Here is a 9,960-nt window from a genome sequence, read left to right as displayed (position 1 = left end):
CCCCCCCCCCCGGGGGGGGGGGGGCGCCGCCCCGCCCCCCACCCCCCCCCCGCCCCCGCCCGGCCCCCCTCTCGACCAAATATCATTCCCCTCGGTCGTTTTCACCGAACGGGGGGTTCCTTGACCATCACCGAGCCGGAAAGCTCTTCGCCGCGTGCGATGTTCGCCCAGCGATTCGCCGAACTGTATGCGGCGGCGGGCAATCCGACCCTGCGCAGGGTCGCCACGGCTACCGAGCGGCGCATGCGAAATACCCAGTCGGGCACGCCGTCACCCCAGCGGATCAGCGACTGGAAGGCCGGTCGCAATGTGCCCGCCCGCTTCGAATCGCTGCTGCCGGTGGTGCTGACCCTGGTCGACCTGACCGAGAAGGCACAGCGTGAACTCCCCCGCAGACTCGCCGATCCGCACGAATGGCGCCGCCTGTGGCAGGAATCGGTGACCTGGACCGCGACGGTGAGCGAGGGCGACACCTGCCCCTACCCCGGCCTGCGCGCCTTCCGCGCCGAGGAACGCTCCCTGTTCTTCGGCCGGGAACAGGCGACCACCGAGTTCGTCGACCTGGTCCGCGCCACCACCGGCATCGTGGTGCTGATCGGCGCGTCGGGCGCGGGCAAGTCCTCGCTGCTGGCCGCGGGCCTGCGCCCCGCCCTCGACCTGCCTACCGCCACCATGACCCCGGGCGCGACGCCGGCCACCGCCCTCACCGCCGCACTCACCGACGACCTCCGGGTCCTGATCGTCGACCAGTTCGAGGAACTGTTCACCCTCTGCCCCGACGAGACCGAACGCTCGACGTTCCTCACCACACTCGCCGACCTGACCGCCCGCCCACACGATCCGCTCACCGTCGTCCTGGCCCTACGCGCCGACTTCTACGAACGCTGCCTGCACCACCCGGTCCTGCGGGACAGCCTGCGGCACAACAACTATCTGCTCGGCCCGATGTCGCCCGACGAGTTGTCGCACGCGATCACCGGACCGTCGGCGGCCGCCGGACTCACCCTCGAACAGGGCCTGGAAGAACTGGTGCTGACCGAACTGCGCGGGCTCGGCGGACACACCGACGCCGACGCCTACGATCCCGGCACGCTGCCGTTGCTGTCGCACGTGATGGCCGCGACCTGGCAGCAGCGGGAAGGCCGCAAACTCACCGTCGCCGGTTATCGCAAGGCGGGCGGGGTTGCGGGCTCGGTCGCCGAGACCGCCGAACTGGCCTGGAGCGAGCTCTCCCCAGCCCAGCAGGCCACCGCCCAGGAGATGCTGGGATCGCTGGTCACCGTCGGACAGGACGCACGCGACACCCGGCGCATCGTCGACCGCGCCGAATTGCTCGCTCGCAGCATCGATCCCGACGCCGCCGCGGAGGCGCTGGAAGTGCTCGCCGCCACTCGCCTGATCGCGCTCGACGCGGGCTCGGTCCAGTTCTCCCACGAGATCGTGCTGATCGCCTGGCCCCGGTTGCGCGGATGGATCGAGACCGATCGGGTCGGGCACCTGGTGCGCCAGCGGCTGGAGAGCGACGCCACCGAATGGGAAACCGCCGCAAGCGATCCCGCGCTGCTCTATCGCGGTACGCGCCTCGACAGTGCGTGCGAACACACCCGCGGCACCGCGACCAGCCCACGCGCCCGCGCCTTTCTCGACGCCTCGGGACGGTCGGCACGGCTGGGACGACGCTGGCGGGCCGGCGCCGCCGCCGTCGTGATCGCGCTACTGGCCACCGGTGTGGTCGCCTGGGACCGCGGCAAGCTGGCCGACCAGCGCACAGCGGACCGCGACTACGCGGAACTGGTCGCCGCGGCGCAGCGGACCCGAACCACCGATCCGTCGCTGTCGGCGCAGCTGTCGCTGGCCGCGTATCGGATGCGCCCCGACCTCTCGACCCGGACTCAGCTGTTGAACACCCAGGAGTTGCCGCTCGCGGTCACCGTGCCCGCCCATGAGCAACCGGTCGAATCGCTGGTCGCCCGGCCGTCGGACGGGCTGCTCGTCTCCATCGATCTCGACCACAAGGTCATGTTCTGGGACACCACCGTCCCGCGGCGGCCGGTGCGAATCGAGACCGATTTCGACGCACCTGTCGAAAGCTTGGCGTTTGTCGCCGGTGGTTCGAACGCGGTCACCAATGGGTCAGCGGGCGTTCAGTTCTGGGACTTCGCGCATCCGGAGTCACCGCGGCTGCTGCACACGCTCACCACCAGCCGACGGCAGTCGATCGCGGTCAGTCCGAACGGGACCCAGCTCGCCGAATCGGACGCGTCGTCGGTGACGTTCTGGTCTCTCGGCGACCCGTCCGGCCCCGTGCGGTCGAGGAGCATAGATTTGCCCCGCGACGGATCCGAGCACGTGGGATCCGCCGTCGAATTCAGTCCCGACGGCACTCTGCTCGCAGTGGGCCGATCCGCGTACGACCCGGGGGCTGCCGATGTCGTGCAGCTGTGGGACGTCCGCGACCCGGCAGCCGCGCGTCTCGTCGGGACAATCCCCGACACCGACCATCTCCGTGACTTCGAGTTCAGCTCGGACAGCGCGCTCTTGGCGATCGGCACCTTCGGATCGCCCGACCCCGCCGGCCCGCTATCGAGCCGAGTGGAGCTGTGGCAGGTCACCGATCCTGGCAATCCCCGCAGGTACGGGTCCCCGTTTCGGGTCGACGACGGCGTTATGCATTCGATCGCCTTCGCCCCGAACAGCTCCGTGCTCGCCACGAGCGCCGGAGACGCGGGCAGACTGTGGAACATCACCGATCGCGTTCAGCCGGAGCAAGCCGCACCCGCGCTGTCGGTGAGCCCGGGCCACTGCTCGCAATCCATGGCCTCGTCCTGCGAGAGCGGGCCGCGATCGCTGATTTTCCTTCCAGGCAGGCCGATACTGGCCGGAGCGGGCAACGATGGAACGTTGCGCATCTGGTCGATCCCGCGATCGCTGGTCGAGACACCCCAGCACTCCTCGTACATGCCCGTTTTCGACCGCGCGGGCAACCGGATGGCAGTGCTGTCCAGCAATGGGGCCGTGACGGTCTGGGACACCACCGAACCCCGCAACCCGGTCCGGCGAGCGACGATCCCCGGTTCGCCCGGTCGTTCTCAACCCGCGCTGAGCCCCGACGGACGCACGCTGTCGATCCACGACCGCTACGGCGCACAGCGGCTCGTCTTCGACCTCGACGATCCCGGCAACCCGCGCGCCCTGTCCCCGTGGCCCGCCACCGGCACTATGGAGTCGAGAGTCGAGGGCAATCGGATGCTGGTGGTCGACGGTTCCTCGATCCAGATGTGGGACATCACCGACCGGACAACGCCGGTTCGCCTGGGATCACCGATCACCACGACGTTCGGAGAGATCTTCTTGGGCCGATCCCGCGCCGACGGCGACAAGCTGGAGACCGTGTCCTTCGATCCGAACGACAGCCGACGGCCGTACTTGCGCGAGATCTGGAACATCAGCGACCCCGACAACCCGAGTGTGATCGGCGAGATCGGTAACAACGCCTGGGTCGCCTTCCAGCCATCGCTTTTCCTACCTGACAATCGGACGATGATCGTGACGGAATTCGACAACTTCCGGCTGTTGGACGTCGAAGGTCCCGAGACGATCGGACCGATCGCCGACACACTCCGCACCGAAATGGCACCGATCGTCGCGCTGTCCGCCTCGGTGGACTCCCACAGTCTCGCTATTTCAAGCGACGACGGAACGACCGCGCTGTGGTATCTCGACGACCCACGCGCGCCCCGCAAGGGCGCCGGGCCGTTGGGGCCTGCCGACGGGCTCAACCGCCACGTGGTCCTGCATCCCGCCGGCGAACAGCTCATGATCGTCACCGACAACGGCCAGCTCGGCGTCTGGGATCTGGACCCCGAACTGGTCGCCGAACGGATCTGCGCGGCCACCGCCGACGCGCTCACCGAACCCGTCTGGCGACGCCAGGTGCCCCACGTCTCCTACCGCCCACCCTGCGCCTGACCGGGGAACCCGGGCAAACCTCAGGGTTCACCCCGATGTGCGAAAGGGCTGGTCCGGCACACCATGGATGGCATGAGCAGAGCGAGCTTCGGTGACCAAATCCAGCAGATGTGGCACACGCGGCCCGTCCGGCTGCCCCGGCAGGGGCCGATCGCCGGTGTCGCCGCGGGGTTCGGGCTGCGGTACGGCGTCGATCCGGTGCTGCTGCGGGTGGCGTTCGTCGTGTCGACCATTTTCGGTGGCGCGGGCATCGTGCTGTACCTGCTGGCGTGGCTGATCCTGAGTTCCGCGGGGAATGAGGCGTCGGCGGCCGAGGCGCTGACCGAACACGCGCGCGGCACGCACTCGCAGACCAAGACGATCGTGCTGATCGTGGCGCTGGCGATCGCGGTGTCGACCATGGGTCCGATAGGGCTGGGGCTCAGCGGGGGCGGGGTGGTCAGTATGGGCCTGATGCTCGCGGGCTGGTGGATGCTCTACATCCGGCATCCCGAACTGCCGACCGGGTTCGACACCGTCCGCGCCGGGTCACTGGGCACGGGGAGCTATCCCCCGGCCGCCGGCTACCCGACCGGTGTGCCGGTCCGCGGCTACCCGTACATCCCCGACGTGCCGCCGACCGGGATGTACACGCCCTACACCAAGCTGCCCGACGCCTACGTCCCCGATCCGGCGACGGCGGTGTTCCCGCGCGAGGAAAACCGCACGGACGCAGCGGAATCCACCCCGCTGCTCCGGGTCGACGCGGCCGAGACGGTCGTCCTGCACAAGGACGCCGCCGCCGCTTCGACGGGTGCCCCGGTCACCGAGGAGCCCGCATCTGCCCCGCCCGAACCGTCTTCCGCCACATCGGCGGACGCAGCCACCGCCGCGACGGACTCGGTCGTGACGAGCGACACCTCGACCGATCTCGGCCGCCCGGTGGATGATTCGAGCGAATCCGGCTCGACCATCGACCTCGGCAAGCGCGACGCCGAGTCGTCCGACATGGTCACCGCAGCGGAACCGACCGGGGACGAGCCGACCCCGCCCGCCGAGCCCGAAGCCGGCACCGCCGTCCTGCGCAAAGACCTCCCCCAGCCCGTACCGGGTTCTCCCGCACCAGGATTCCCCCGCATCGGCGCGCAGGTGCCCAGCGGTGTAGACCCGCTCGGCATCGCACCGCTCGCCTGGGAACTCCCCGAGATGGCGCCCCGCTACGTCGTGCCCGCACCACCGCCACCGAAACGCCCACGCTCGCGGCTCACCCCGATCACCATCGGCCTGGCGATCCTGGCGGCGGCAGTGGCCGGTGCGGCGGCGGCCTCGGGTGTGGAATGGATGACCCCCGCGCGGATCGCGGCGTTCGCCTTGGCTGTCGTCGGCCTCGGACTCATCGCGGGCGCCTTCCTCCGGCGCGGATACGGACTGCTGGTGCTCACCGCACCGCTGGCCGGTTTCGTGCTGCTGGCCTCGCTGATCGGCCCGATCCACTTCGACGAAGCCACCATGGGCGAGCGCACGTGGGCGCCGACCACGACCGCCGAACTGCAACCGCGGTACGCGATGAACATGGGTTCGGGCACGCTGGACCTGCGCGGGATGACGCTCACCGAGTCCCGCACCGTCGAGGTGTCGGTGAATATGGGTGAGGCCAGGGTGCTGCTGCCCGAAGGGATGACCGTGAACACCACCTGCGATGTCCGCGCGGGCGAGGCCAGGTGCGACGAAGGCCTCACCGGACCGAATACCCCCGGCGCACCGGTCCTCGACCTGCGCATCGACATGAAAATGGGCGACCTGGAGGTGACCCGTGGCTGATCAGACCAGCGTCGGCACGCACCGTCGACCGGCGTTCTCCTTGCTCTGCACCGGCCTGATCGCACTCGCCCTCAGCGTGTGGGCCCTGCTCGGCGCACCTACTCCCGAGAACGGCGGCATCCTGCCGATCGGCTGGGGCGTGGTGATCACGGCGATCGTCATCGGCCTGCTGCTGACCTTCTCCCCGCGTCGCAAACGACGCTGACGAAAGACAACCTAGACACGACAATGGCCCGTCACCGTGACGGGCCATTGTTGTCGGAGGACAACGGCAATGGACGAACGCACCGACCGGAAACCCACGCCCTTGGCGAAAGCACTGCCACCGGCCACGCACCGGCCGACCGGCGGCGGCTTCCTCCTGGGCAGACTCCTGCTCACCCAGGCGGCGCCGCGACGGCCAACCTAGCGCGTCATTCCCATTCGATGGTGCCCGGCGGCTTGCTCGTCACATCGAGCACGACCCGGTTGACGTCCTTCACCTCGTTGGTGATCCGGGTGGAGATGCGCTCCAGCACGTCGTAGGGCAGCCGAGTCCAGTCCGCGGTCATCGCGTCCTCGCTCGACACCGGGCGCAGCACGATCGGGTGACCGTAGGTGCGGCCGTCGCCCTGCACGCCGACCGAGCGCACGTCGGCCAGCAGCACGACCGGGCACTGCCAGATCTGCTTGTCCAGGCCCGCTGCGGTGAGCTCTTCGCGGGCGATGGCGTCGGCCTGGCGGAGCAGGTCGAGCCGGTCGGCGGTCACCTCGCCGACGATGCGGATGGCCAGGCCGGGGCCGGGGAAGGGCTGGCGGGCAACGATTTCCTCGGGCAGGCCCAGCTCGCGACCGACCGCGCGGACCTCGTCCTTGAACAGCAGGCGTAGCGGCTCGACCAGGTCGAACTCGAGGTCGTCGGGCAGGCCGCCGACATTGTGGTGGCTCTTGATGTTGGCGGTGCCGGTGCCGCCGCCGGATTCGACGACGTCCGGGTACAGGGTGCCCTGCACCAGGAACTCGACCTTCGGGGCAGCGCCGGCGGCAGCGCCCTCCTCGAGCACGATGCCCGCGACCGCGTCCTCGAAGGAGCGGATGAACTCGCGGCCGATGATCTTGCGCTTCTCCTCCGGGTCGGAGACGCCCTTCAGCTCGCCGAGGAACTTGTCGACCGCGTCGACGGTCACCAGCTTGGCGCCGGTCGCGGCGACGAAGTCCTGCTGCACCTGCTCGCGCTCGCCGGCCCGCAGCAGACCGTGGTCGACGAACACACAGGTGAGCCGGTCACCGATCGCGCGCTGCACCAGGGCGGCGGCGACGGCGGAGTCGACGCCACCGGACAGGCCGCAGATCGCGTGGCCGTCACCGATCTGCGCGCGCACGTCCTCGATCAGCGCGTCGGCGATATTGGCCGGGGTCCACGCCGCGGGGATGCCGGCCAGCTCGTGCAGGAAGCGGCTCAGCACCTGCTGGCCGTGCGGGGAGTGCAGCACCTCGGGGTGGTACTGGACGCCGGCCAGGCGGCGCGCGCGATCCTCGAACGCGGCGACGGGAGCGCCCGCGGTGGTGCCGGTGACCTCGAAGCCCTCCGGGGCGTCGGTCACGGCGTCACCGTGGCTCATCCACACCGGCTGCACCGTCGGCAGGCCGCCGTGCAGCACACCGCCGTCGATGTTCAGCTCGGTGCGGCCGTACTCGCGGGTGCCGGTGTGCGACACCGTGCCGCCGAGCGCCTGCGCCATCGCCTGGAAGCCGTAGCAGATGCCGAACACCGGCACGTCCAGGTCGAACAGCCGCGCGTCGAGCTGCGGTGCGCCCTCGGCGTACACGCTGGACGGGCCGCCGGACAGAATCACCGCCAGTGGCTGCTTGTCGGCGATCTCCTCCACCGTCATGGTGTGTGGAATCACCTCGGAGAACACCCGCGCCTCGCGCACCCGGCGGGCGATCAGCTGGGCGTACTGTGCGCCGAAGTCGACGACGAGGACCGGTCTCTGAGTTTCTGCCACGGCCACAGTTTAGTGACGGCGCACGACGAGCAAGCAGCGGGCATCGGTCCGCGCCTGCGCGTTGGGAGAACATTGCCCAATACCCGGTCGACCTGGCTATCCTCGTGCACGTGCCATTCGCCCGCGCGATCGATGCCGACATCTACTACGAGGACAGCGGTGGCACGGGGCCGGTGGTGTTGCTCGCCCACGAATTCTTCATGGACCGCACCATGTTCGCCTCCCAGCAGGCCGCTCTCGCACCCGAATTCCGCATCGTGGCCTGGGACGCGCGCGGGCACGGCCGCACCAAGGATCAGCGGCTGCCCTTCACCTACTGGACCGCCGCGCGCGACGCGCTGACCGTCCTGGACCACATCGGCGCCGAACGCGCCATCGTCGGCGGCACCGCGCAAGGGGGCTTCACGGCATTGCGGACCGCGCTGGTCGCGCCGGAACGCGTCGCCGCGCTCATCCTGATCAGCACCGAGGCGCACGGGCCGACCAGGGAACAGTCCACCGCGACCCAGCGCTTCCTCGACGAATGGCACGACAAGGGTTCGCGGGAAGAAGCCGCGGGCCGCCTGGCCGACTGGCTGATCGGCGACGACGACTGGTACCGCGGCATCTGGACCAAGCGCTGGGTCGGCGACGCGCACAACGGCCTCGACGCCGCCGTCGGCTGCCTGCTCGGCCGCGACTCGGTGCTGGACCGGCTGCGCGAGATCACCTGCCCCGCGCTGATCATCCACGCCACCCACAGCGGCATCGCCGGCGATCGCGCCCGCACGCTGGCCGACGGGCTCACCGCCTCCACGTTCCTGGAGATCGATGGCGCCCGCCTGGCCGTCACGATGACCCACCCGGAACCGGTCAACGCGGCGATCGCGCGGTTCCTGCGGGAACGGGTCTCACCGACCCACGTGCGTTAGCGGACGCTGAGCCCGACCTTCTGGAATTCCTTGAGGTCGGAGTAGCCGGCCTTGGCCATGGAGCGGCGCAGGCCGCCGACCAGGTTCAGCGAACCGAACGGGTCGTCGGAGGGGCCGTAGAGCACGCGCTCGAGGCTCGGTCGCGTCACGGCGCCGTCGGCGCCGTCCAGCCAGGACTCGTCGACCGGCAGGAACGAGCCACGCGGCACCGAGGGGTGCGCGGTCGCCGAGGGCCAGTACCAGCCGCGACCGGGCGCCTCGGCCGCCACCGACAGCGGCACACCGAGCATCACGGCGTCGGCGCCACAGGCGATGGCCTTGGCCAGCTGGCCGGAGGTGGCCACATCGCCGTCGGCGATGACATGCACGTAGCGGCCGCCGGTCTCGTCCAGATAGTCGCGTCGCGCCGCGGCGGCGTCGGCGATCGCGGTCGCCATCGGAACGCCGATGCCGAGCACCTCGCCGGTGGTGGTGGCGCCCGGGTAGGAGCCGTAGCCGACGATGACGCCCGCGGCGCCGGTGCGCATCAGGTGCAGCGCGGTGCGGTGATCGCTCACGCCACCGGCGACGACCGGCACATCCAGCTCGGCGATGAAGGTCTTCAGGTTCAGCGGCTCACCGTCACCGACGTGCTCGGCGGAGATGATGGTGCCCTGCACGACCAGCAGGTCGACACCGGCCTGCACCAGCGCCGGGGTGAGGGCGCGCGCGTTCTGCGGGCTCACCCGCACGGCGGTGGTCACGCCGGCCGCGCGCACCTGCGCGACAGCGGCCGCCAGCAGATCGGGCTGCATGGGCGCGGCGTGTAATTCCTGGAGCAGGGAGATCGCGCGTTCGTAACCCCCCTTGTCGACGAGATCGATCAGCTGATCGATCTTGTCCTGCACGTCGGCGTGCCGGGCCCACAGGCCCTCACCGTTGATCACACCGAGGCCGCCGAGGCGACCCAGCTCGATCGCGAACTCGGGCGAGACCAGCGCGTCGGTGGGGTGCGAGAGCACCGGGACCTCGAAGCGGTAGGCGTCGAGCTGCCAGGCCACCGAGACCTGCTTGGACGAACGCGTACGCCGCGAGGGGACGATGTCGACGTCATCCAGTTCGTACGTCCGACGAGCGACGCGGCCCATGCCGATTTCCACCATGTCACGCACAGTTGCTCCTGTGTTGTTGGAGCGCTGGCGCGCTCGAGTTCGCGGCCCCTCCTGGGGGAGGGGGTGTGGGGGGTGGGGTGGGGTGGGTGTGTGGTGTGGGTGTGGGGGTGGGGGGGGGAGGCGAGGAGTCGAAGAGAGCGA

Annotated in this window: 7 protein-coding genes; 5 read left to right on the top strand and 2 right to left on the bottom strand. The window is 70.0% G+C overall.

Features of this window, described 5'->3' with window-relative positions:
- Positions 1-120: 120 nt before the first annotated feature.
- From ACFWPJ_RS15570 to ACFWPJ_RS15555, 4 genes are all read left to right on the top strand, one after another.
- Positions 121-3,969, top strand: coding sequence for a hypothetical protein (locus ACFWPJ_RS15570; protein WP_378851725.1), 3,849 nt, complete (start codon positions 121-123; stop codon positions 3,967-3,969).
- Positions 3,970-4,041: 72 nt separating this feature from the next.
- Positions 4,042-5,769 (top strand): PspC domain-containing protein, encoded by a 1,728-nt coding sequence (locus tag ACFWPJ_RS15565; RefSeq protein WP_378851722.1) that lies wholly within the window; start codon positions 4,042-4,044, stop codon positions 5,767-5,769.
- Complete coding sequence (locus ACFWPJ_RS15560) at positions 5,762-5,974, top strand: hypothetical protein (RefSeq protein WP_378851719.1); 213 nt, start codon at positions 5,762-5,764, stop codon at positions 5,972-5,974. The genes ACFWPJ_RS15565 and ACFWPJ_RS15560 overlap by 8 nt, the downstream gene beginning before the upstream one ends.
- A 69-nt stretch (positions 5,975-6,043) precedes the next feature.
- Complete coding sequence (locus ACFWPJ_RS15555; protein WP_378851716.1) at positions 6,044-6,178, top strand: hypothetical protein; 135 nt, start codon at positions 6,044-6,046, stop codon at positions 6,176-6,178.
- Positions 6,179-6,182: 4 nt separating this feature from the next.
- Here ACFWPJ_RS15555 and guaA read toward each other — a convergent pair whose 3' ends face one another.
- Positions 6,183-7,763, bottom strand: a complete 1,581-nt coding sequence (gene guaA, locus ACFWPJ_RS15550; RefSeq protein WP_189030721.1) for a glutamine-hydrolyzing GMP synthase — start codon at positions 7,761-7,763, stop codon at positions 6,183-6,185.
- Positions 7,764-7,867: 104 nt separating this feature from the next.
- On the opposite strand from guaA, the gene ACFWPJ_RS15545 reads away from it, so the two are divergent.
- Complete coding sequence (locus ACFWPJ_RS15545; RefSeq protein ID WP_378851712.1) at positions 7,868-8,668, top strand: alpha/beta fold hydrolase; 801 nt, start codon at positions 7,868-7,870, stop codon at positions 8,666-8,668.
- Here ACFWPJ_RS15545 and ACFWPJ_RS15540 read toward each other — a convergent pair.
- Positions 8,665-9,819, bottom strand: a complete 1,155-nt coding sequence (locus tag ACFWPJ_RS15540) for a GuaB3 family IMP dehydrogenase-related protein (RefSeq protein ID WP_378851710.1) — start codon at positions 9,817-9,819, stop codon at positions 8,665-8,667. The two genes, ACFWPJ_RS15545 and ACFWPJ_RS15540, sit on opposite strands and share 4 nt — an antisense overlap.
- Positions 9,820-9,960: the final 141 nt, after the last annotated feature.

Source organism: Nocardia sp. NPDC058497 (assembly GCF_042720195.1).
Taxonomy (GTDB): domain Bacteria; phylum Actinomycetota; class Actinomycetes; order Mycobacteriales; family Mycobacteriaceae; genus Nocardia.
Note: the sequence above shows the minus strand (reverse complement) of the source record. Positions and strands in the feature narration are given on the sequence as shown.